Genomic DNA, 22,418 nt, shown 5'->3' with positions numbered 1-22,418 from the left:
AAAAGGATGTGTTAGCGCATCCTTTTTTTATTCGTCAATTGCCTTAAGCATCTCTTGTGTAAACTCCTCCTTATAATACACCCGTTTACAATGCTCACATTCGGCCACAACATGACTGGTAATCTTAAAAAGCTTGATCCAGAACAGGTGGGCGTAATTTGAAGTTTGGGATACCGTCAATGTCCCTATTTGCCTACAAAACGGACAGGAAGTGTGCGGTAAGTCTTTAAGAGTGGATTTTCCGGGTCGGGTTCCAAAAAATAAGATCATAATACGTAAGTTTAATCCATTGGCTTTAGTGTAGGTGTTTGGCCAACAACGAATGAAAATGATGTACTCCTTTTTCTCTGGTAGGTGAAAATCTACCCGTAGTATAAAAACGGGATTTTAATCCTTTGTGAACGCCTTCGACTACAAATTCGTCTTCCCGCTCTACTTTGTCCAAGAGTGCTCCAGCCCCCGCGTTGAGTTTGGATTCATCATAGATATAAGTAAGAAACTGCACTTTTGTTTTGTTCATGGAAAGCGGATGAACCATATTTACGGATAGGCCCCAAGGATAAAAGTTGAACATCATATTCGGGAAGACCCAATAGTAATAGGCGGCAACCGATTTTCCGTAATCGGGATGGCCGTTAGGAAGCGTAAAAATTTCTTCGCCTCCGCTAGAAATTCCTATTTGGAGGTTTACGTACTCATATACCTCGGTGGTATAACTTCCATAGTCCAAAGCCGCATTTAAGTCTTCGTGAACAAAAGGAATATGAAAGCCTTCGAGGTAATTGTCACAATACAGCGCCCAATGGCAATTTACAATGTAATCCTTGCTTAAGGTTTGGTCGAATTTAAAATTCTGTACGGGTAAAAATCCGACACGTTCAGTAAGGACATCGGAAATTTTACTAAAATCAAAATTTGGTTTTAAATTGACGAATAAGTGATTAAACCATGTTTTTACAGAAAATCGATGCAGATCGTCGCAGGCCCTAGGGAAATCTTTGGCTTTTTCAAACTCGGGCATGGCTTTAAAAGTACCATCCATATTAAAACGTCTCCCGTGATACATACAAGTCAGGTTTTTCTGCTTTCCCGGATGATGTACCACTATATTTCCGCGATGCGTGCATACGTTGCTTACACAGTGCAATTGGTCTTCCTTGTCACGGACGATCAGGATGGGTTCATCTAAATACTTCTCGCTTAAAACCAGTGGATAAACGGACTGTGTTAACGGAACAAGGGTAGCCATATCCCCGATCCAGTGCCATGAGGTCAAGAACACTTTTTCTTTAAGTTCATCAAAAACTTCTTGAGAGGAGTAAAATGTTGCCGGTAGGGTCTCGGCAGTGGTTATGTCCTTGGCTATCTTAAAGTTTTTCATTGCTGTTTTTTAAATAAACATAAGCGGGTATACCTAAAAGTAAGAGTAAAAATCCAAGAAACACAATTTCCGCACCACAACCTATTATGATCCAGAGCGAAAATAAAAAGGCAAGACACGCTAAAACCATCGATTTTATATTAGTTTTTTTGATGGCCAAGGCAAACGCCGCAATTGAGAACAAATAAGGTAGCAATACCGTTAAGGTAGATAGCTTCATCATATATGTAAAGGCTTCAACTAAGGTTTTGGAATAATTGGAAAGCATTAGTAAAGTTGCCAGTATACTTGAAAGTACGATACCTAGAATTGGAGATCCATTTGTATTGGTTTTATTAAATAGTTTAGGAAATAGCTTGTCGGCTGCCGCAGCGGCCGGGATTTGGCCTTGTAATAAAATCCAACCGTTCAATGCGCCCATGGTAGATGCCACCGCCCCGAACGCCACCAGATACTTACCTGTTACACCCCAAATTTTATAGGCCGTATCGGCAAAAGGAGCTGTGGATTGTGCTAAGGTTTCGGGTGGAATAACCCCTATAATAACGATGAAGCTAAACAGGTATAAAACCGTGGTCAATAGGGTTCCTACCAGGGTTGCTTTTGGAATCGTAGTTTCCGGTGATGTAATGGAGTTACTGGGAACGGTGGCACTTTCCATACCCAAGAAAGCAAAAAAGGTTAATGTAGTTACCGCGGTAATGTCCGGTACAATTGAACCGGAGGTGAACGGAAAAACAAAGACTTTTGAAAAATCGACATAAAATACGCCTACAAGAATCAAAAATGCAATGGGAACTACTTTTAGGACGGTAGTGGCAACCTGTACTGCTCCAATGGTTTTTATGTCCTTAGAATTTATCCATGTAAAAAACCATATAAAGAACAAGCCGGTAAAACTAGATAATGCCGCACTAGCCGTAAGTTCGGGGAAGAAAGCTCCCAAGTAGCCTACGAGCGCAACCGCTATGGCGGCATTGGTACACCATATAGAGATCCAGTAGCCCCAGGCAACCAAAAATCCTGCAAAATCACCGAGTGCTATTTTGGTGTAGGCGTAGGGGCCTCCATTAGTATTAGGATATAATTTGCTGAGATGGCCAAAGACTAGTGCAAGCATAAAGGCCCCGATCGAGGCAATGATCCAACCTATGATACCTATGCCTTGGTAAGAGGCCATAGTAGCGGGAAGCAGAAAAATACCCGCCCCGATCATATTTCCCGTTACTAAGGCTACAGAAGGCCAAAAACCTATTTTTTTAGTCAAGCTGGTGAAGTTTATTAGGTAGAAAACAATTGCACTGCTTCTCAAATGTACTTATTTTGGTTTAGCTGTGCGATTCTAAATCAATTTCAGTGTTTTCTAGTTTTACGTTTACTATATTCAATTTTCATTTTTGATTACCTTTGTAGACTACGTAAAACAGAAAATTGATAGCAAAAACCACCATAGACCAAGTATATGAAACCGCCCGTTTGGAGGAGGTCATCGGGGATTTTGTACAGCTCAAAAAATCCGGCTCCAATTTTAAGGGCCTGAGTCCGTTTACGGATGAGCGTTCGCCCAGTTTTATGGTATCACCTGTCAAACAGATATGGAAGGACTTTAGTAGTGGAAAAGGAGGTAACGTTGTGGCTTTCCTTATGGAGCACGAGCATTTTACCTATCCCGAGGCCATAAAATATTTGGCTAAAAAGTACCATATAGAAGTAGAGGAAACCGAGCAGTCCAACGAACAGAAAGAACAGGCCAGCGAGCGCGAAAGTATGTATTTGGTTTCGGAGTTTGCCCGTGACCATTTTTCGGAAATGTTGTTGGAAACCGAACTTGGAAAAGCAATTGGCCTTAGCTACTTTAAAGAACGGGGATTCACGGAGGAAACCATTAAAAAATTTGAACTTGGTTATTGTTTGGACCAATGGGACGGTTTTACAAAAGCGGCCTTGGATCAAGGTTATAAGTTAGATTACCTTAGCAAGACCGGACTCACCATTGTAAAGGAAGATGCTAATAATCCTAATAATCCAAGAACTTTTGACCGGTTTAAGGGGAGGGTCATGTTTCCTATCCATTCTCTGAGCGGTAGGGTTCTGGGCTTTGGTGGTAGAATCCTTACCAATGATAAAAAAGCGGCCAAGTATCTTAATTCTCCCGAAAGTGATATTTACCATAAGAGCAAGGTGCTATATGGTATTTACTATGCCAAACAAGCCATAGCCAAGGAGGATAATTGTTATTTGGTAGAGGGGTATACCGATGTCATCCAATTTCATCAACGCGGAATACATAATGTGGTATCGTCTAGTGGTACGGCCTTGACACCGGAACAGATTCGACTTATTAACAGGCTAACGAAGAATATTACAGTATTGTTCGATGGAGATGCCGCCGGACTACGTGCTTCCCTACGTGGTATAGATTTGATCTTGGAGCAGGGTATGAACGTAAAAATTTGCACTTTTCCCGAAGGAGAAGATCCCGATAGTTTTGCTAAAAATAATGAGTTGGAAGAGGTGCAGTCCTACTTACAGGAAAATTCTAAGGATTTTATTCAGTTTAAAGCCTCGTTATTGGTGCAAGAGGCATCAAACGACCCTATAAAGCGTGCGGATACCGTTAGGGATATAGTCAATAGTATTTCCAAGATTCCGGATCGAATTAAAAAGGAAATCTATGTTCAGGAGTGTGCTCAGATTATGAATATATCGGAGGCCGTACTTTTTAATACTTTGGCGCAAATAGGAAAGAAGGATATAGCGGAGGCCAAAAAACAGGAGAAACAAGAGGGAAAAGCCTTTGATGTGGTCCGTAACGAAGCGCTACAGGAAAAAGTAGACGTGCAATTTGAGCTGGAACGTAAAATTATCGAGTTGCTTTTGGTCTATGGAAGCAAGACCGAGGAATTTGAAGATCTTGTGCTAAAAGAGAACGAGGAAGGTGAACTTGTTATGGAACCGGAATCGGTTCAGAGTACAGTTTATGAAAAGATATTTTTAGACCTACAGGAAGATGAAATAGAGTTTACCAATGCTCAATTTAAATCTATTTATTATTTGTTGATAGAAGCACTGAGCCAAACCGAGGATTTTGCAATTCAGGCTTTTATAACGGGCATTGAGCAGGAAATGGCAAATCATATCTCTTCTATTTTAATGGAAGAAGAGCGTTATAGCCTGGATAATTGGGAAAGTAAGGACATCTACCCAAAAAGCAAGGAAAAGGGAGTTGCCCAGTTAGTAAGCGAAACGATATTAACCTTACGTTGCTTTTTGATAAAAAAAAGAATGTTGTCCTTGCAGAATGAGACTCAGGATATGCATGAAGATAACAAAGAAGTGTTGGAGGAAATCATGAATTATATTCAATTAAATAAATTATTAAACCAAAAATTGAACAGGGTGCTCTCCTGAAATGGAGAATTTTAGGAATAAAAAAACCCGCAATTGCGGGTTTTTTTGATATTAAACTCTTCTGTTAGTATAATTCTAGAGCCTTGGCCTGTTGTAATAAATCTACCATGTTGTCAACGTTCAATTTTTTCATTAAACGAGCCTTATAGGTACTAACCGTTTTTTCATTAAGGTTTAACCCTTGGGCTACCTCTTTGTTGCGTTTACCGCTCGCTAATAATTTAAGGACTTCTACCTCTCTGGTAGATAATTTTCGGAAGAACCTTCTGGGCTTTTTTGTTCCTTCGTCAAACGCTAACCTTTGTGCTAGTTCATTTGTGATGAACATACTGCCTTCACTAACTTTTTTAACTGCAGCAATGATGTAATCCGTGCTAGAGGATTTGGATAAATAACCAAATGCACCGGCGCGTATGGCGCTAAGTGCATAAACGTCCTCAGATTGTCCACTATACATTAATACTTTTACATCCGGATACTCCTTTTTGATCTTTCTTAGAGCGGCTATTCCGTTTATTTCCGGAATATCCATTTCTAGCATGACAACATCGGGGGTAACACTTTCCAGTTTTTTAAAAAGTTCGTCGGTAGTGGAAACATCTTCCACCATTTCGAATCCATTTGCGGATTCAAGAACTTGGCGTACACCCATTCTGATGATCGGGTGATTATCCGCTATTAAAACTTTAATCATTATGTAGGTTTTTCTAGACTTATAGTATAACTCTATAATGTACGAATTCGTACATGCAATGTAAGACTATTAAATCTAATTTCGAAATCAAAGTTCTGTTATTTTTGAATAAATGTAACAATTTGCTGTAATTTATTCGATTTATCTACCTGATTGTTAGGTGAGTGGTTTATTTAAAGGTTTCTGGAATCTCGCAAACGGGAATAGGTACCATCTTGTGTTGGTTTATTCCGTTGAAACGCATAAAAATGGAAAATACCTCTTTTTGCCTCCCGCTAAAATCATTTTCTGTTTTCCCTTCATCCTTCATTTGCATGGCCCATTCCAACTCCGGGTAGGATGCTCCGATCTGATCTTCGTCCGTGCGATCGTCTCCCCAAAGTCCATCCGTAGGTGCAGCTTTGATTATCTCCTCATTAACGCCTAGTACCTTGGCAATTTCGTATACCTCGGATTTCATAAGGTCCGCTATTGGGCTTAAATCTACACCGCCATCTCCATATTTTGTGTAGAAGCCTACCCCAAAATCCTCAACCTTGTTTCCGGTGCCTGCTACAAGGTAACGTTCTAAGGCCGCAAAATAATACAAACTGGTCATGCGCAATCTAGCCCTTGTATTGGCTAAAGACATGAAGCGATGCTCTTCGTTTTCTACCGGGGGGAAGGAATTGACCAAACTATCGAATACAGGTGTAAGATCAACCAATTGTCTTTTTACGGTAGTAAAATGTTCTTGGAGCCAGGCGATATGACGTGAAGCACGATCAGACTGGTTTTCTGCTTGGTGAATAGGCATTTCCAAACAAAGTAGGTCCAAACCGGTTTTAGCACAAAGTGTAGAGGTGACCGCGGAATCTATTCCTCCCGAGATGCCGATAACAAATCCTTTTTGATTTGCATTGGTCGCATAGTTCTTTAACCATGAAACAATATGGTCTATTACTTTTTCCGTTTGCATAAGAGCGTAACTATTTAGAAATCGATTAACTTTGCCATAAAATTAAGTTGTCTCAAGAGAATAAGAAAGTGTATTCCAAAAAAGCTGGTATGAAAAAACTAATTTTTACGGTATTCTCAGGTTCGTTGTTGTTTATAGCGTGTAATAACACGAATAAGGTAGCTGAGGAAATAGATAAAATTCCAATAGATCTTAAAGTAATGCGCTTTGATCGGGATTTTGCTGCTGCGACACCGGATAAATTACCGGTACTTCGTAAGGAATTTCCCTATCTCTTTCCTGCCCCGGATAGTGTATGGGTGGCCAAAATGCAAGATTCCTTACAAATAGAGCTTTTCCAAGAGGTGGGAAACACCTTTAACAGCTTTATGGACGAGGAGGACGGGCTAATACAATTGTTTAAACACATACGGTACTACTTTCCTGAACAGCAAACTCCTAAGGTTATTACCGTTACTAACGACGTGGATTATGATAATCGCATCATTCTTGCCGATACCTTATTGTTCATAGGATTGGATAATTATTTAGGCCCTGAACATCGGTTTTATGGTGGTTTTCAGCGCTACATTGCCAAAACCTTGGACAGGAAGTACATGATCAGCGATGTGGCGAGTGCCTTTGCCAAAAGGGTGGTGCCAAAACCAAGGGACCGTACGTTTTTGGCACGTATGGTTTACTTTGGTAAAGAACTATATTTAAAGGATATGCTTGTGCCCAACATACCGGACACCGAAAAGATCGGCTACACACAAGAGGAACTGGATTGGGCTATAGCAAATGAGGAACCTATATGGCGAAATTTTATAGAACAAGAACATCTGTACAGCACCAACAATAAACTAAATTCTCGGTTTTTGGATCCTGCACCATTTTCAAAATTTGGATTGGAGCTGGATAATGAATCTCCTGGTAGGTTGGGCAGGTATATTGGATGGCAAATAGTTAGGGCATTTATGGATGCGAATGAAATAGGGTTGAAGCAATTGCTTACAATGCCGGAGGAAGAAATATTTAAAAAATCGAACTACAAACCTAGAAATTAGATGGCAGATTTACATACATCGGAAATAATCTTGCGCGTTGGATTGGATGACAATCGTGTACCGGAAAAATTATCATGGTCCGCCGAGGACGGAGGTATAGACAATGAAGACGCCAAAGCAATGTTGCTTTCGGTATGGGACAGCAAAAATCAAGAATCCTTAAAGATAGATTTGTGGACAAAGGATATGCCCGTAGATGAAATGAAAACTTTTTTTCATCAAACGTTGGTTTCCTTGTCCGAAACATTCATGAAAGCTACCCAAGATGAAAAGATGACCGCTACCATGAAAGATTTTTGCGACTATTTTGCAGAAAAAATGGAGTTGAAGCAACAATAATATTTAACTATGGCATCCCCTTATTCAATCTAGAGTAATGTATTGAGGGCTATATAAAGGGCTTAGTGTTCGTAGTTTTTCCCTTAAGGTTTATGATACGTTTTTGTTTCTGTCCTTAAAATATGCTCGTGTAATCTCGAGCAATCGTGCGTATTTAACTTTAAGTGTGCCAAAGTAGCTGCCTCATTTTTTTAGCTTAAACATGCAGTCTTGCCCATTTTTTTGGATGTTTTTTATTTCTGAATTTCTAAATATAATGTTGGGTCAAAGTGTAAGTCTTGTAGGAAGTGTACAATGAATCTTTGGTAAGGTAAGCCCCAGCGTAGTTATTGGGTTGTGGCTAAATAGATTATTCTGTAATGCTAAGTAAAGAAATGAAAAACCTATTGGCACAATAACAATTTGAAATTTCATTGCGTTATTAGAATTTATGGATTTTTAATCCATGGCGGTTTAGTTTAGTGAAACGGTATAGGGCCAACCTTCGAACTGTTTCGCCGTCGGTTGGTCCACTTCAACGTCCCTTGGCCAGCATTCGAAGGTTACCGTTTTCTGTTGAGTGTTAAATCGGATTAGTCCGTAACCTGCGCCTTGAGATGTATTGTCTGGATTGGCGTAGGACATCAAACTAATTTTGTTGTCAAATCCGTCTAGGTAATCACCGGTCCAAGGAAGTGTTGTATTTGTATTAGGATCGGTTCCGGCTTTTTCATCTTCCGGCCACCACCAACGACTGTAGTAATCATTTACGATAGCAGGTACTATAAATGCCCATGGTCCGTCCCTATAGTCATCAATGCCATGTTGTATCACCGTGGCCAGATGCTGGTCGCCGGCTATATGAACGGCATTTGCTTTTTTAATTAGTTCCAATGCTTTCCTTCTACCTGTTTGCGGCCAACCGTTACTGTCCAAGTCTGCATGTAAACGATTTGTTGCTTTGCCATGTACATGTGCGCCGCCGCAAAACCCCGTTTGGGATAACACAGCTTTAAGTGAACCTGTATTTTTTTGTCTCCATTGGTCTAAAAATTGAAGTTGGCGATCACCAAGAAGTTTAAGCCCCGGTAGGTCTATAGAACCGGGGTTATACTCCGGATTTATAATATGGTCCGGTCTAGGTCCCTGCTGCGGAATTTTACCTTCAGGTCCCGATTTGAATTTACGATCTTCCAAAATGGCAAAATCCACATTGCCCAGACTTAGATTCGTGTAATAAACACCAATACCCTGTTGGATCGGGGTAGCATCAAAAGGATCTGGTAAATGTGCCGTTTGGCATCGTTCAACCATTTTAACATATTCTGGATGATAAGTGTACCCGCCATCCGAACCGCCCTTGGTGAGCGATATTTTTCCGTTTTCGCCCCAAAGGTTCCCCTGTCCAATATCATGGTCGTCCGGTATGGTGATGCAAGGTCTATGTCTGAATGTTTCACGAAACTGAAGGCCAAATTTAAGCCAAGCTGCCGTGTGCTCGGTATGATCGTAGGATTGGTCACCGGCAAAGAACATAAGATCGGGGTCTTGGTGGTTTATATTGTTAACGTATTTTTCCCTCATTCCGCGGTCTTTGTTACTGTTGCAGGAAAGTGCCGCCAAAACAATTTCCTTTTTATCTATAGGGTCTTTTCTTACCGTACCTTCATAAGAAGCTGATTTGCCATGTCGCAGACGATAGCGGTAATCTTTAGTTGTATCCCAATCTGTAATCTTAAAAACCGCGGACCAACCCAGCTCGTTGATTTTTGTTGTTTGAAGTATCTCCCATGTATCATTTCTTTTTATTTCTAAGCGTACATCCCTTGGTTCATCTGGATATAGCGGAAAAAACTGCGCACCTAGTTTTAAGGTATTGTTCGATACGGTATAAATGCCAAACGCTATTACACTATCTCTGGATACCTTTAAATTTATAATAGGATTGTTGGCTCTGTTCCACCAATCGTTGGTTGCTAGGGTGTCTAGCCCTGCAAATGGAGCTTTCATCGGTTTTTGTTCCGTTTTTTCTTTGCATCCGATCGAAAAAAGAATTAGAAATACTAATAGCACAGTTCTTACCATGATATATTGTTTGAAAAATTTAGTCAAATGGGTAGTGTTATGCCCTAAATATACTATTTTACTTATCAATTATAATTTAGGTATGTCTCAAAAATTAGTGTTTATATATAATGCCGATTCCGGACTACGAAATGCTATTGTAGATGGTGCCCATAAGATATTGAGTCCCGCAACCTACCGTTGTAGCTTATGCAATCTTACCCATGGTGTACTTTCTGAAAAAAAGGTTTGGCAGCGATTTCGTAGTGATTTAGAAGGGAAAGGTGCAAAACTGGAATTTCTACATAAAAACGAGTTCGGAAAGGTTTATCGCTCCAAATTTGGTCACAAATTTACCTATCCTATTGTTTTAATAGAAGGTAACAATGGTTTTGAAATTTTGGTGCATACCCAAGAACTGGAAGCGCTTGAAACTGCAAAACAACTTATAAAGGTAGTTGAAGAAAGGCTTTAGGACTCATAGTTCCTGTACTATGGGTTTAATGCTGAGGTTTTTTGCCGGTGACAATCTTGACAACTGCTGCCCGAAGGCGAATGAATTTGTGAGTATACAATGATAAAACGTTCGAGAAAGTGTATTGGATAAGAAGCTTGAAGCATATTTGATGTTAGCGTTCCCATTTCCGTCTCATCTTCCCTGTTTTGTTGCCTCGGTAAATTCTTTATTTATCGTATCTATATAGTCCAATACCTCTTCCCTGCCAATGTTTTTGCTTGACGAGGTGATAAGGTAGTGTGGAGCTTCTGCCCAGCTACCTTGTAACATTTGGTCTATATAGGTTTTAGCACTGCGCTCTAGAGCTTTGGGTTTTAGTTTGTCGGCCTTGGTAAAGATGATTGCAAAAGGAATTCCATTTTCGCCCATCCATTCCATAAACTCCATATCCACTTTTTGGGGTTCGTGGCGTATGTCTATGAGAATAAAGGAGCAGACGAGTTGTTCGCGTTGTAGAAAATAGTTCGTTATGTATTTTTGAAAGATATTTTTATCCCGCTTGGATACCTTGGCGTATCCATAACCGGGTAAATCTACCAAAAACCAATTGTCATTTATTTTAAAGTGATTTATAAGTTGGGTCTTGCCAGGTCTTCCAGACGTTTTTGCCAGGCTTTTGCGTTCGGTAAGCATATTGATCAAGGAAGACTTCCCTACGTTTGACCGGCCAATAAATGCATATTCCGGAATAGGTTCCTTGGGGCATTTGGCAACATCACTATTGCTCATCACAAATTCGGCAGATTTGATTTTCATAATGGTAGGGATTATGGAATTAGGTAATACTCTAAGGTATAAAAAGATATGATGAAGGACAAGGTGCGCTATGTTATGCGTTATGGCACAATTACGATTACAAAAGATTAAGCGGTGTAAACGAAATTCAGAACTTTCGTTTTTCTAGCCAAGAGTCTAAAATGGAATTGAATTCATCCGGATGTTCCATCATTGGGGCATGTCCACATTCCTTGATCCAATGCAGGTCGGAGTCGGGCAATAATTCATGAAAAAGTTCGGCTACGTCCGGAGGGGTTACGGTGTCGTTCTCTCCCCATATAATACAGGTAGGAGTGTGCATGCTTGGTAGGTCTTGCGCCATATTATGGCGAATTGCACTTTTTGCTATGGCCAAGGTCTTAACAAGTTTGATCCTATCGTTTACCGTAGCAAAAACTTCGTCCACTATTTCCTTTGTGGCAACCGCGGGATCATAAAAAACATCCTGTGCTTTTTTCTTTATAAACTCATAATCACCTCTTTTGGGATAGCCGTCTCCCATGGCACTTTCATAAAGACCGGAACTGCCTGTAATTACAAGTGCCTTTATTAGCTCTGGGTACATTTTGGTGTGTAACAGGCCAATATGTCCTCCAAGGGAATTTCCTAAGAGAATCACATCTTTCAATTCCTTGTATTGGATAAATCGCTCCACATATTTCGCAAAATTCTTTACGGTGGTCTGTAGCATTGGCATATCATAGATAGGCAGCTCTGGAACCAAAACCCTATATCCTTTTTTTGGAAAATAATCGGTTACACCATGAAAATTGCTTAGACCTCCCATTAAACCATGAAGAATAACAATAGGAGTCCCCTCTCCTTTTTCTGTATACCTGAATTTTCCTTCTTTAATTAAATCGTCTTTCATTCAGAGTGGTGCTGGTATTTGGGCAAATATAGGCATTTCATACCATTCAAAATTCTGAAAATTTTCTTTGTTAGGGGGTGTGGTTTTAATAAAAAGAGATGTTTGCCGGGTGTTTTTTTTGGTGAAAAGTGTCTAATTATGGAATTATAGGTGGAAAATTTATTAACAAAGTGGAGATTAGTGGAAATTTCTGGAAATAAAATCTATATATTTGAGTTATTATTTGCAAATAAGACCATTTCAAGTGACCACAATCGTAGGACAACATGCATGCAAGGCAGACGCAAAGGGTAGGATAAATATTCCTACTGCTTTGAAAAACAAATTGTTGCCGTTTATGAACGATGAGTTTGTGATCAAGCGAGCTGTTTTTAAAGACTGCCTAGAGCTACACCCTAAGGTTAAGTTTGATGAAGTGATGCGCAAGGTCATGAAGAAAGGTGGAAGGGGTAAGCAGTTTGATCTTTTCTTAATGAAGTTTACCGCTGGATTAAAAGAGGTTCCTATTGATTCTGATACAGGACGTTTGCAAATACCAAAAGACCTTTTTGAATTTGCCGGAATAAGTAAGGAGGTAATGCTAAACGCTCAGCACGATAAAATAGAGATTTGGGCCAAGGATAAATACGAGACCGTACTTGATTCTATGTCGGATGAAGAGTACGAAGCAATGGCTGAAGATATTTTTGATGGAGACGAATGATGCCTATCATAGTCCGGTGCTGCTTAAGGAATCGGTTGACGGTTTGGCCATAAAGGAGAATGGGGTATATGTAGATGTGACGTTCGGAGGCGGAGGACATTCCAAGGAAATATTGAAACAGTTGGGGAGTAAAGGAAGACTCTTCGCATTTGATCAAGATGAAGATGCACTGGCCAATGCGCTTGGCGATGAAAGATTTGTGTTGATAGGTGAGAATTTTAGATATATCACTCAGTTTTTGAAGTTCTATGGCATTCGGAAAGTAGATGGTATCCTAGCTGATTTTGGGGTTTCCTCGCATCAGTTCGATATGGCGGAACGTGGTTTTTCTACCCGTTTTGATGCCGATCTGGATATGCGGATGAGTAAGCGTAATCAGTTGTCGGCTCATGATGTGGTAAACACCTATTCTTATGATGACCTAAGGAATATGTTCTTTAGTTATGGTGATTTAAGGAATGCCAACGCACTTGCAAAAGCTATTGTTGAAGGTAGGGAGGGAAAAGGGATAAAGACCTCAGAGGAACTGAAATTGACATTGGATAGGTTTCTTCCTGAACATAAAAGGCATAAAATATTGGCTCAGATTTATCAGGCCATCCGTATAGAGGTAAACCAGGAGATTACTGTGATAAAAGAGTTTTTGGAACAGGTTCCCGGTATACTTGTAAAAGGTGGCAGGTTAAGTGTTATAAGTTACCACTCCTTGGAAGATCGTTTGGTAAAACGGTTTATAAGAGCAGGGCAATTTAAAGGGGAGCCAGAAAAGGATTTTTATGGAAATATCTCGGTGCCCTTAAAAAAGGTAGGCCCTTTAATAATTCCATCTAAAGAAGAAATAGCAAGAAATAATAGGGCGCGCAGCGCAAAACTCAGGATAGCGGAAAGAATAGTATAGGAGCGATGAAAGTTAAAAAAGGTATACTGGACATTTTAAAGGGTAAGTTTCTGATTAGTGGAGATGCCCCTAAGAATTGGCTTTTTATCATTTTTGCATCCTTTTTGGCCGCGGTTATGATCAGTAGTTCCCATAGTGCCGATAAAAAGGTGCACAGAATCGCGGCGTTAAACGAAGAGGTACGCGAATTAAGAAGTGAATTTGTAGATGCACGGTCAGATGTGCAGCAGCTGAAACTGGAATCTACCATTACAAAGACCGTTGCCGATAAAGGTCTTTTTCCGTCCGAAACTCCCCCTCAGAAAATTAAGGTTACATCTCAAAAGCCAATAGAATAGTTATGCCCGCAACCGATAAGAGCATATTAACACGATTGTATTTTGTGGCTGGTGTACTGGTGATTTTTGCCGGTGCAGTCCTGTTTAAGCTAGTTTCCATCCAGTATGTAGATGGGGAAAAATATATGGCTTTGGCAGAAACTCGAACGACCAAGATGTTTACCATAGCCCCCAATAGGGGCAACTTGTATTCGGATGATGGTAGTTTATTGGCGACCTCGGTGTCAAAATACACCATTAGATTCGATGCGGTAACGGTCTCGGATGCAGATTTCAAGGAAAATGTGAAGCCGCTTTCAGACGCACTTGCCAAGCTTTTTGGTAAAACATCCTCCCATTATCAGCAAATCTTAAGAAAAGCAAAGCAGAATAGGAACAGGTATACCCTAATTGCCCGTAATCTGGACTATTCTGAATACATGGCAGTAAAACAGTTTCCTTTATTCAAAAAAGGACCGTTTAAAGGAGGCCTTATCATCGAACAAAAAACAAAACGGGAGCATCCTTTAGGAAAAATAGCGGAAAGAAGTGTCGGTTATGAGCGGGTAGATGAAAATGGATACCATACCAAAGTAGGTATGGAAGGGGCTTTTAGTGAGTATTTAAGCGGTGTAGAAGGACAACGTCTAAAGCAAAAGATAGCAAAAAACCAATGGAAGCCCATAGGAACGGATAACATCGTGGAGCCTAAGGACGGTTATGACGTATACTCTACTATTGATATCAATATACAAGATATAGCACACCATGCCTTATTGGGACAATTGGAGCGCTATAAGGCAGACCATGGTACTGTAATCGTAATGGAAACAGAAACAGGGGAGGTGAAAGCTATTGCCAATCTTGGTAGAACCGAGGAAGGAAAATACTACGAACGCTTAAACTATGCCATTGGGGAGTCCCATGAGCCAGGTTCTACTTTTAAGTTAATGAATCTTGTTGCTGCCTTAGAGGATAAGGTAGCCGATACGAGTTCTGTCATAGACACGGAAAAAGGCTCTTGGAAATTGTATAGACATCGGATAAAGGATACCAAACGGGGCGGTCATGGTAAAATTTCTGTGAGCAAAGCTTTCGAGGTGTCATCAAATATAGCATTTGCCAAGATGATTCATAACGGCTACAAGGATAATCCGGAAAAATACGTGAACAGGTTAATGAGTATGGGGCTGCATAAAGAGTTAGGGCTACCGGTTAAGGGAGAAGGTGTTCCCGTGATTCGATATCCTGGTGATCAAGGGTGGTCCGGCCTTTCATTGGCTCAAATGGCCTACGGTTACGAAGTCTCTCTAACGCCTTTGCAGACTTTGGCTTTTTATAATGCCATTGCAAACGGTGGGGAATTGATTAGGCCAAGATTGATCAAAGAAGTAAAGGAGTGGAACAAGAGCATAAAGAAATTCGACAAAGAGGTGTTGAACTCCGCAATATGTTCCAAGGAAACGGCCAGTAAGGTTAGGCAATTGTTAAAAGATGTGGTAGAAAAGGAGCACGGTACAGGCCATGGCATGTACTCCAATAATTTTTCAATGGCGGGGAAAACGGGAACTACCCAAACCAATTATGTGTCAAAGGACAAGGATAAGTACGAGTACATTTCCTCATTTGCCGGGTATTTTCCTGCAGACGACCCTAAGTACTCCTGTATTGTAGTGATCCACAAACCGGATAAAAGTGTGGGCTATTACGGAGCCGATGTTTCCGGTCCTGTTTTTAAGTCGGTAGCACAAAAAGTGTATGCAGCCTCTCCTTTGATCGATGAAATAGATATGAAAGAAGGGTTTGGGAATGGTTTGGAAAAAGCCTATCAGGGGTATTTCGCATACATGCAAAAGGAATACTCTAAAGTTCCAAACTTACTTGGAATGAGCGGTATGGATGCTGTTTCTATCCTTGAGAACCTGGGAATAGAGGTAGAGGTAAAAGGGAATGGAAAGGTGTTTCGCCAATCTATATCTAAGGGAACGGATATCAAACAAGTCAAAAAAATAGTGTTGGAACTTTCATGAAGTTACTAAAGGACATATTATTTGGAGTTAGCCTGACAGCGGTGAGTGGCACTACTAATTGTAGTGTCAATGCCGTTTGTTTTGACTCTCGTAAGGTTCGGATAGATGATGTGTTCGTAGCGATCAAAGGCACACTTACAGATGGTCATAAGTACATACGTAAAGCGATCGATCTGGGAGCGAAAGCAATTATTTGTGAGCAACTCCCCAAAGAGATGGTCAACGAGATCACCTATGTAGAGGTCGCAAATAGCAATAGTGCGCTAGCTATAATGGCCTCTAACTATCATGGAAATCCTTCCAAGAACTTAAAATTGATAGGGGTTACCGGTACCAACGGTAAAACTACCGTAACCAGTCTATTATATCAACTTTTTAAAAAGGCAGGATTTAAAGTCGGCTTATTGTCAACCATTAAAATTATGGTAGATAGTACCGAGTATAAGACCACGCATACCACACCGGATGCCCTTGTGATCAATAAGCATTTAAGTTTAATGAACGATGCTGGTGTGGAGTTCTGTTTTATGGAGGTGAGTTCCCATGGCATTCATCAAAAAAGAACAGAAGGTCTAGTGTTCGAAGGCGCGATTTTTACAAACCTGTCTCATGATCATTTGGATTATCATAAAAGCTTTGCCGAGTATAGGGACACTAAGAAAATCCTGTTCGATAATCTACCTAAAAAAGCATTTGCCCTCACCAATATAGATGATAAGAACGGTCTGGTAATGCTACAGAACACCAGTGCCAAAAAATATACCTACGCCTTAAATAATTATGCGGATTATAGAGCGCAAATTTTAGAAAATCAGTTCAATGGTCAGTTATTAAAGGTTGACGATAATGAATTATGGACCAAATTAATAGGTCATTTTAATGCTTATAATATGTTGGCGATCTATGCCACCGCAGATTTGTTGGGCTTGGAAAAATTGGAGACCCTGCGTTGGTTGAGTGAGCTCGATAATGTAGACGGTAGATTTCAATATTATATATCAAAACAAAAAATTACGGCTATTGTTGATTATGCCCATACGCCGGATGCTTTAAAGAATGTGCTTGAGACGATCAACACATTGAGAACTGGAAATGAAAACGTCATCACCGTTGTGGGGTGTGGTGGCGACAGAGACAGATCAAAGCGTCCGGTAATGGGCAATATCGCCGGTGAAATGAGCAATAAGGTCATTTTTACATCGGATAATCCTAGAACGGAATCGCCCTCGGAAATTATTTTGCAGATGGAGGCCGGTGTGGCTCCGCAGCATGTCAATAAAATATTGGCCATCGAAAATAGGGAACAAGCGATTAAGACCGCCTGCCAACTAGCTGCCGCCAATGATATTATCCTAGTGGCCGGAAAAGGCCACGAGACCTATCAGGAAACCAATGGTAAGCGGGTGGATTTTGATGATTTTAAGATAGTGACCGAAGTATTACAGAGTTTAAATAAATAATTAAAGCCTTTGATATTGGGCTTCTAGCGAGTATATATGTTAACCTACCTATTCGAATATTTAGAGAATGAATACCAGTTCCCCGGAGCTTCCCTTTTTGGTTTTTTAACCTTTAGGGCGGCCATGGCTATTTTATTTTCTTTGGCGCTGGCAACGATATATGGTAAGCGTATTATTCTTTTTTTGCAAAAAAAACAAATAGGGGAAACCGTTAGGGATTTAGGCCTTGAAGGTCAAAAACAAAAGGCCGGAACACCTACGATGGGTGGTTTGATCATCATATTCGCTACGCTGATACCTGTGTTGTTGTTTGCCAAACTGCACAATATCTATATCATTCTTTTGATCATAACAATACTATGGATGGGGGCAATTGGCTTTGTAGATGATTATATTAAAATTTTTAGGAAGAACAAGGAAGGTTTAAAGGGCAGGTTCAAGGTCTTAGGTCAGGTCGTATTGGGGCTGGTTGTTGGGGCTACGCTGTATTTTCATCCGGAGGTTACGATGCGGGAACATACCAAAACCATAATCACGGAAAGTTTTACTGTGGAGGAGGTAAAAGGTGCCGACATTAAATCGACCATGACAACGGTTCCTTTTTTTAAGAATAATGAGTTGGATTATAGCACTTTTATTTCTTGGATGGGCGATGGTTTGGAGGCATATACCTGGTTGATATTCATACCGATTATCATCTTGATCGTTACCGCGGTTTCCAATGGGGCCAATCTAACGGATGGTATAGACGGACTAGCAGCGGGCAGTTCTGCGATTATTGCAATAACCCTCGGGATTTTTGCATGGGTTTCCAGTAATATTATTTTTTCCGAGTACTTGGATATCATGTATATAAAAGGGGTAGAGGAGTTGGTGGTTTTTATAACCGCATTTACCGGGGCCTTAGTTGGTTTTTTATGGTATAACGCATTTCCCGCCCAAGTATTTATGGGCGATACGGGAAGTCTTACCATAGGAGGCGTCATCGCCGTAATTGCGATTATCGTTCGTAAGGAGCTGTTGATACCTATCCTATGTGGAATTTTCTTTGCGGAGTCTATCTCAGTGATGTTGCAAGTAGGCTATTTCAAGTATACCAAGAATAAATACGGAGAAGGGAAACGTATTTTTTTAATGGCGCCCTTGCATCATCATTATCAGAAAAAAGGATACCACGAAAGTAAAATAGTGACCCGTTTTTGGATTATTGGAATTTTGTTGGCCATCGTTACCATTGTGACCTTAAAATTAAGATAACCATACATTGGTGAAGTCGCAAAAACAAGGAAGGTTGAATGTGAAACAGAAAAATGATGGTATTGGAGAAGAGCTTTCCTCCTTGGGAGGAACCGAGGGAGGACTTTTGGTAATTCTTGGAGGTGGGGAAAGTGGAGTAGGTACCGCTATTTTGGGTCAAAAACAGGGATATGATGTTTTTGTATCCGATAAAGGAAAAATAAAAAGGAAGTACAAGGACGTTCTTTCACATTATGGAATTGATTGGGAAGAGGAAATGCACTCCGAGCAACGCATTTTAAAAGCGGATATCGTAATGAAAAGTCCGGGTATTCCAGATACGGTGCCCCTGGTAAAACAGTTGTTGACCAATGGAGTTCAAGTAGTTTCGGAAATAGAGTTCGCATCCAAATATACCGATGCAAAGATCATTGGTATAACGGGAAGTAACGGTAAAACTACGACCACAATGCTTACGAACCATTTGTTGGTAGGCGGTGGCCTTAATGTGGGAATGGCAGGTAATATTGGGGATAGTTTCGCAAAAATGGTTGCGGATAACGATTTTGAGTATTACGTTTTGGAGATCAGTAGTTTTCAGTTGGACGGCATACAAGGGTTTAGACCGGATATCGCAGTAATAACCAACATTACACAAGATCATTTAGATCGGTACGATTATAAGTTCGAGAACTATATAGCGTCCAAGTTCAGGATTGCAATGAACCAAACGGAAAAGGACTATCTGATATATGATGCAGATGATGAGGTAATCGTATCCTGGCTCAAAACCCACCCGGTCAAATCCAAATTAATGCCATTTTCCTTAAAGAAGGAATTTAAAGAAGGAACATATTTAGAAGATAATAGTATAACAATAAGAACACTAACGGATAAGATGACTATGACGACAGACGCTTTAGCACTGGAAGGACAACATAATGTGAAGAATACAATGGCTGCGGCTACCATTGCAAAATTGGTAAGTATCCGTAAGGAGACCATACGGGATTGTATCTCTACTTTTCAGGGGGCACCGCACCGTTTGGAGAAGGTGTTAAAAATAAGTCATGTGCAATACATCAACGATTCTAAGGCAACCAATGTGAATGCCACCTATTTTGCACTTGATAGTGTAAAGACCCAAACGGTCTGGATAGTTGGTGGCGTTGACAAAGGAAACGACTATAGGGCGTTAATGCCCTTGGTAAGGGAAAAAGTGAAGGCTATCGTTTGTTTAGGAGCCGATAATACCAAAATCAAGGAGACTTTTGGTAACGTGGTAGATTTAGTGGTAGAAACGTATGCTATGGAAGAAGCGGTAAAAGTAGCTTACAAGATCGCAGAACGTGGCGATACTGTGTTGTTGTCTCCGGCCTGTGCTAGTTTTGATTTGTTCGAGAGTTACGAGGATCGTGGCAATCAGTTCAAGAACTGTGTAAAAAATTTATAAGTGCTAAAATTATTCCAAAATATTAAAGGAGATAAAGCTATATGGGCCATAGCGGCGCTGTTGGCATTGTTTTCCTTTTTGCCGGTGTACAGTGCCAGTAGTAATCTGGTGTATGTGGTTGGTAATGGCACCACGGCCGGTCATTTGATAAAGCATGCCTTATTGTTGTTTTTAGGATTTGGGATTATTTATGGTATTCATAAAATCCCGACCCATTTTTTTAAAGGACTTTCCCTAATTGCCTTACCAATTGTCTTGGTATTGTTGGTGTTCGTCTTAGCCCAGGGAACAACCAGTGGGGAGACCAATGCAAGTAGATGGATCCGTATTCCCTTTGTTGGTTTTGGGTTTCAGCCTTCCAATTTGGCAGCGGTCGTACTCCTTATTTATGTGGCGCGCTATCTATCTAAAATAAGAGAGGTCACGGTCTCGTTTAGCGAAAGTATCCTGCCCTTATGGCTTCCGGTGTTTTTAGTTGTGGTATTGATTTTGCCCGCTAACTTTTCTACCGCGGCGATCATATTTACAATGGTGCTCATGCTTTGTTTTTTGGGAGGGTATCCAACAAAATATTTAATAGGAATTATAGGCACGGGACTCGTTTGTTTGACTTTGTTCGTAGTAACGGCAAAAGCATTTCCAGATTTGTTTCCGAACAGGGTAGACACGTGGATGAGTCGTATAGATAGTTTTACAAGTCCGGAGGATACAGAGTCCAATTATCAAATAGAAAGGGCAAAAATTGCGATTGCTACGGGTGGTATTTTTGGAAAAGGGGCGGGTAAAAGCGTGCAAAAACATGTATTGCCACAGAGTTCGTCGGATTTTATATATGCGATTATAGTAGAAGAGTATGGACTCATAGGTGGTTTTGGACTGATGTTCTTTTACCTGTTCTTGTTGTTTCGAATTGTGGTTGTTGCTAATAGTGCTACCTCCATTTTTAGTAAGCTATTGGTTTTGGGCGTAGGGCTTCCCATCGTGTTCCAGGCATTGATCAATATGGCGGTAGCGGTAGAACTGTTTCCGGTAACCGGACAGAATCTGCCATTGATTAGTAGTGGTGGTACATCCAGTTGGATGACCTGTTTGGCCATAGGAATAATTTTGAGTGCCAGCAATAAGAGTTTGGTGCAGGATACTAATGGCCCTACGGATTTTGATGAGAACAATCCTTTAGAAGTACTAAGTGGACAACTATAGGTTTATCATTTCCGGAGGTGGTACAGGCGGACATATTTATCCGGCAATAGCCATAGCCAACGAATTAAAAAGACGATATCCAAAAGCGGAATTCTTGTTCGTAGGCGCAAAGGACCGCATGGAAATGGAAAAAGTACCGCAGGCCGGCTATAAAATAGAAGGCTTGTGGATAACCGGGATACAGCGAAAGCTTACATTTAAAAATGTACTGTTTCCCTTTAAATTAATTAGTAGTTTGATAAAGGCAGGTAACATAGTAAAACGGGTTAAACCCCATGCCGTTATTGGTACTGGAGGTTTTGCTAGTGGACCTTTGTTGCGTGTTGCATCTGGGAAGGGTATTCCTTGTGTGCTGCAAGAGCAAAACTCGTATGCGGGCATTACAAATAAACTGCTTAAGAATAGGGTACAGAAAATATGTGTGGCCTATGATGGTATGGAACAATTTTTTCCGGCGGATAAAATAGTAAAAACAGGTAACCCTGTTCGTGCAGATTTAATAAGGTTAAACGTAGATAAAAAACTTGCCTTGGATTTTTTTCAACTTGACCCAACAAAAAAAACCGTATTGGTCTTAGGGGGAAGTTTGGGTGCTGGGCGCATAAACAAGCTAATAGCAGATAAACAACCTTATTTTAAGGAGTTGGGCATACAGGTTTTGTGGCAGTGTGGAAAAGGGTATATAGAGACGTATAAAGACTATAGTTCGGAAACCGCAAAAGTACATGCTTTCTTGAATGACATGGATAAAGCGTATGCCGTGGCAGATTTTATAGTATCCAGAGCTGGGGCGGGTTCGGTATCGGAATTGTGTATCGTGGGGAAACCTACGTTTTTTATCCCATCGCCAAATGTTGCAGAGGACCATCAGACCAAGAATGCCCTGGCATTAGAAAATGAATCGGCAGCAATATTGATTAGAGAGACGGACTTGGATGTTGATTTTGAAGCACGTTTCTCCGAAGTTTTTAACTCGGAAAAGAAGCAAATGGAACTAGCAAAAAATATGAAGGCCTTGGCATTGCCAAATGCAACCAGTGCCATTTGTGACGAGGTAGAGAAGCTTTTAAAGAAATGAATT

21 protein-coding genes are annotated in these 22,418 nt (G+C 40.6%); 13 read left to right on the top strand and 8 right to left on the bottom strand.

The genetic code is table 11. The annotated features are described in order from the left end of the window. Positions 1–27: 27 nt before the first annotated feature. Genes ACFQZJ_RS17605 through ACFQZJ_RS17595 form a run of 3 tightly spaced genes read right to left on the bottom strand, consistent with a single transcriptional unit; the run spans position 28 to position 2,648 of the window. Positions 28–270, bottom strand: coding sequence for a zinc-ribbon domain-containing protein (locus ACFQZJ_RS17605; RefSeq protein ID WP_379936238.1), 243 nt, complete (start codon positions 268–270; stop codon positions 28–30). A 25-nt stretch (positions 271–295) separates the two neighbouring features. Continuing rightward, entirely contained in the window at positions 296–1,381 is a 1,086-nt protein-coding gene (locus ACFQZJ_RS17600) for an aromatic ring-hydroxylating oxygenase subunit alpha (RefSeq protein ID WP_379936237.1), read from the bottom strand. Beyond that, positions 1,368–2,648, bottom strand: coding sequence for an amino acid permease (locus ACFQZJ_RS17595; protein WP_379936236.1), 1,281 nt, complete (start codon positions 2,646–2,648; stop codon positions 1,368–1,370). Before ACFQZJ_RS17595 ends, ACFQZJ_RS17600 begins: the two co-directional genes overlap by 14 nt. Before the next feature lie 164 nt (positions 2,649–2,812). On the opposite strand from ACFQZJ_RS17595, the gene dnaG reads away from it, so the two are divergent. Further along, positions 2,813–4,792, top strand: a complete 1,980-nt coding sequence (gene dnaG, locus ACFQZJ_RS17590) for a DNA primase (RefSeq protein ID WP_379936235.1) — start codon at positions 2,813–2,815, stop codon at positions 4,790–4,792. A gap of 64 nt (positions 4,793–4,856) precedes the next feature. On the opposite strand, the gene ACFQZJ_RS17585 is transcribed toward dnaG, so the two are convergent. Beyond that, positions 4,857–5,486 carry a response regulator gene (locus tag ACFQZJ_RS17585; protein WP_379936234.1) on the bottom strand — a complete coding sequence of 210 codons (630 nt, stop codon included), beginning with the start codon at positions 5,484–5,486 and terminating at the stop codon, positions 4,857–4,859. Between the two features lie 169 nt (positions 5,487–5,655). Then, the gene (gene nadE, locus ACFQZJ_RS17580; RefSeq protein WP_379936232.1) at positions 5,656–6,444 is read right to left on the bottom strand and encodes an NAD(+) synthase; all 789 of its coding nucleotides are present in this window, start codon (positions 6,442–6,444) and stop codon (positions 5,656–5,658) included. An 89-nt stretch (positions 6,445–6,533) separates the two neighbouring features. Between nadE and gldB the strand changes: the two genes are divergently transcribed. Together gldB and gldC are read left to right on the top strand one after the other, a co-directional pair. Beyond that, positions 6,534–7,490, top strand: coding sequence for a gliding motility lipoprotein GldB (gene gldB, locus ACFQZJ_RS17575; protein ID WP_379936231.1), 957 nt, complete (start codon positions 6,534–6,536; stop codon positions 7,488–7,490). Further along, on the top strand, positions 7,491–7,829 hold the full coding sequence (gene gldC / locus ACFQZJ_RS17570; RefSeq protein WP_379936229.1) for a gliding motility protein GldC: 339 nt from the start codon (positions 7,491–7,493) through the stop codon (positions 7,827–7,829). 453 nt (positions 7,830–8,282) lie between these two features. Here the strand turns inward: gldC and ACFQZJ_RS17565 are convergent, their stop codons facing one another. Beyond that, positions 8,283–9,818 carry an alkaline phosphatase D family protein gene (locus tag ACFQZJ_RS17565; protein WP_379936228.1) on the bottom strand — a complete coding sequence of 512 codons (1,536 nt, stop codon included), beginning with the start codon at positions 9,816–9,818 and terminating at the stop codon, positions 8,283–8,285. 157 nt (positions 9,819–9,975) lie between these two features. On the opposite strand from ACFQZJ_RS17565, the gene ACFQZJ_RS17560 reads away from it, so the two are divergent. Beyond that, complete coding sequence (locus tag ACFQZJ_RS17560) at positions 9,976–10,347, top strand: GTPase (protein ID WP_379936227.1); 372 nt, start codon at positions 9,976–9,978, stop codon at positions 10,345–10,347. 174 nt (positions 10,348–10,521) lie between these two features. Here ACFQZJ_RS17560 and yihA read toward each other — a convergent pair whose 3' ends face one another. Continuing rightward, complete coding sequence (gene yihA / locus ACFQZJ_RS17555) at positions 10,522–11,145, bottom strand: ribosome biogenesis GTP-binding protein YihA/YsxC (RefSeq protein ID WP_379936225.1); 624 nt, start codon at positions 11,143–11,145, stop codon at positions 10,522–10,524. Between the two features lie 127 nt (positions 11,146–11,272). Further along, positions 11,273–12,037 (bottom strand): alpha/beta fold hydrolase, encoded by a 765-nt coding sequence (locus ACFQZJ_RS17550; RefSeq protein ID WP_379936223.1) that lies wholly within the window; start codon positions 12,035–12,037, stop codon positions 11,273–11,275. Positions 12,038–12,281: 244 nt separating this feature from the next. Here ACFQZJ_RS17550 and ACFQZJ_RS17545 point away from each other — a divergent pair, with 244 nt between their 5' ends. The 9 genes from ACFQZJ_RS17545 to murG all read left to right on the top strand — a co-directional run bounded on the left by ACFQZJ_RS17545 (position 12,282) and on the right by murG (position 22,415). Continuing rightward, complete coding sequence (locus ACFQZJ_RS17545; protein ID WP_379936221.1) at positions 12,282–12,740, top strand: division/cell wall cluster transcriptional repressor MraZ; 459 nt, start codon at positions 12,282–12,284, stop codon at positions 12,738–12,740. Continuing rightward, the gene (gene rsmH / locus ACFQZJ_RS17540) at positions 12,727–13,638 is read left to right on the top strand and encodes a 16S rRNA (cytosine(1402)-N(4))-methyltransferase RsmH (protein ID WP_379936309.1); all 912 of its coding nucleotides are present in this window, start codon (positions 12,727–12,729) and stop codon (positions 13,636–13,638) included. The genes ACFQZJ_RS17545 and rsmH overlap by 14 nt, the downstream gene beginning before the upstream one ends. Positions 13,639–13,643: 5 nt before the next feature. Continuing rightward, positions 13,644–13,976 carry an FtsL-like putative cell division protein gene (locus ACFQZJ_RS17535; protein WP_379936220.1) on the top strand — a complete coding sequence of 111 codons (333 nt, stop codon included), beginning with the start codon at positions 13,644–13,646 and terminating at the stop codon, positions 13,974–13,976. 2 nt (positions 13,977–13,978) lie between these two features. Beyond that, positions 13,979–15,985 carry a penicillin-binding protein gene (locus ACFQZJ_RS17530; RefSeq protein WP_379936219.1) on the top strand — a complete coding sequence of 669 codons (2,007 nt, stop codon included), beginning with the start codon at positions 13,979–13,981 and terminating at the stop codon, positions 15,983–15,985. Then, entirely contained in the window at positions 15,982–17,445 is a 1,464-nt protein-coding gene (locus ACFQZJ_RS17525; RefSeq protein ID WP_379936218.1) for a UDP-N-acetylmuramoyl-L-alanyl-D-glutamate--2,6-diaminopimelate ligase, read from the top strand. Before ACFQZJ_RS17530 ends, ACFQZJ_RS17525 begins: the two co-directional genes overlap by 4 nt. Positions 17,446–17,481: 36 nt before the next feature. Then, on the top strand, positions 17,482–18,702 hold the full coding sequence (gene mraY / locus ACFQZJ_RS17520; protein ID WP_379936216.1) for a phospho-N-acetylmuramoyl-pentapeptide-transferase: 1,221 nt from the start codon (positions 17,482–17,484) through the stop codon (positions 18,700–18,702). An 82-nt stretch (positions 18,703–18,784) separates the two neighbouring features. Continuing rightward, positions 18,785–20,134, top strand: coding sequence for a UDP-N-acetylmuramoyl-L-alanine--D-glutamate ligase (gene murD / locus ACFQZJ_RS17515; protein WP_379936308.1), 1,350 nt, complete (start codon positions 18,785–18,787; stop codon positions 20,132–20,134). Further along, on the top strand, positions 20,135–21,337 hold the full coding sequence (locus tag ACFQZJ_RS17510; protein ID WP_379936214.1) for an FtsW/RodA/SpoVE family cell cycle protein: 1,203 nt from the start codon (positions 20,135–20,137) through the stop codon (positions 21,335–21,337). Continuing rightward, positions 21,324–22,415 (top strand): undecaprenyldiphospho-muramoylpentapeptide beta-N-acetylglucosaminyltransferase, encoded by a 1,092-nt coding sequence (gene murG, locus ACFQZJ_RS17505; RefSeq protein WP_379936213.1) that lies wholly within the window; start codon positions 21,324–21,326, stop codon positions 22,413–22,415. The genes ACFQZJ_RS17510 and murG overlap by 14 nt, the downstream gene beginning before the upstream one ends. Positions 22,416–22,418: the final 3 nt, after the last annotated feature.

Origin of the sequence: Maribacter chungangensis, assembly GCF_042676845.1 — a bacterium.
In the GTDB taxonomy this organism is placed as follows: domain Bacteria; phylum Bacteroidota; class Bacteroidia; order Flavobacteriales; family Flavobacteriaceae; genus Maribacter; species Maribacter chungangensis.
The sequence above is the reverse complement of the archived record's forward strand: the minus strand, read 5'-3'. Positions and strand labels throughout refer to the sequence as shown.

Excerpts from the sequence above, each read along its gene's own strand:
- ACFQZJ_RS17605 (WP_379936238.1), bottom strand. The coding sequence starts at position 270 with ATGATCTTATTTTTTGGAACCCGACCCGGAAAATCCACTCTTAAAGAC.
- ACFQZJ_RS17600 (WP_379936237.1), bottom strand. The coding sequence starts at position 1,381 with ATGAAAAACTTTAAGATAGCCAAGGACATAACCACTGCCGAGACCCTA.
- ACFQZJ_RS17585 (WP_379936234.1), bottom strand. The coding sequence starts at position 5,486 with ATGATTAAAGTTTTAATAGCGGATAATCACCCGATCATCAGAATGGGT.
- nadE (WP_379936232.1), bottom strand. The coding sequence starts at position 6,444 with ATGCAAACGGAAAAAGTAATAGACCATATTGTTTCATGGTTAAAGAAC.
- gldB (WP_379936231.1), top strand. The coding sequence starts at position 6,534 with ATGAAAAAACTAATTTTTACGGTATTCTCAGGTTCGTTGTTGTTTATA.
- gldC (WP_379936229.1), top strand. The coding sequence starts at position 7,491 with ATGGCAGATTTACATACATCGGAAATAATCTTGCGCGTTGGATTGGAT.
- ACFQZJ_RS17565 (WP_379936228.1), bottom strand. The coding sequence starts at position 9,818 with ATGAAAGCTCCATTTGCAGGGCTAGACACCCTAGCAACCAACGATTGG.
- ACFQZJ_RS17560 (WP_379936227.1), top strand. The coding sequence starts at position 9,976 with ATGTCTCAAAAATTAGTGTTTATATATAATGCCGATTCCGGACTACGA.
- yihA (WP_379936225.1), bottom strand. The coding sequence starts at position 11,145 with ATGAAAATCAAATCTGCCGAATTTGTGATGAGCAATAGTGATGTTGCC.
- ACFQZJ_RS17550 (WP_379936223.1), bottom strand. The coding sequence starts at position 12,037 with ATGAAAGACGATTTAATTAAAGAAGGAAAATTCAGGTATACAGAAAAA.
- rsmH (WP_379936309.1), top strand. The coding sequence starts at position 12,727 with ATGGAGACGAATGATGCCTATCATAGTCCGGTGCTGCTTAAGGAATCG.
- ACFQZJ_RS17535 (WP_379936220.1), top strand. The coding sequence starts at position 13,644 with ATGAAAGTTAAAAAAGGTATACTGGACATTTTAAAGGGTAAGTTTCTG.
- ACFQZJ_RS17530 (WP_379936219.1), top strand. The coding sequence starts at position 13,979 with ATGCCCGCAACCGATAAGAGCATATTAACACGATTGTATTTTGTGGCT.
- ACFQZJ_RS17525 (WP_379936218.1), top strand. The coding sequence starts at position 15,982 with ATGAAGTTACTAAAGGACATATTATTTGGAGTTAGCCTGACAGCGGTG.
- mraY (WP_379936216.1), top strand. The coding sequence starts at position 17,482 with ATGTTAACCTACCTATTCGAATATTTAGAGAATGAATACCAGTTCCCC.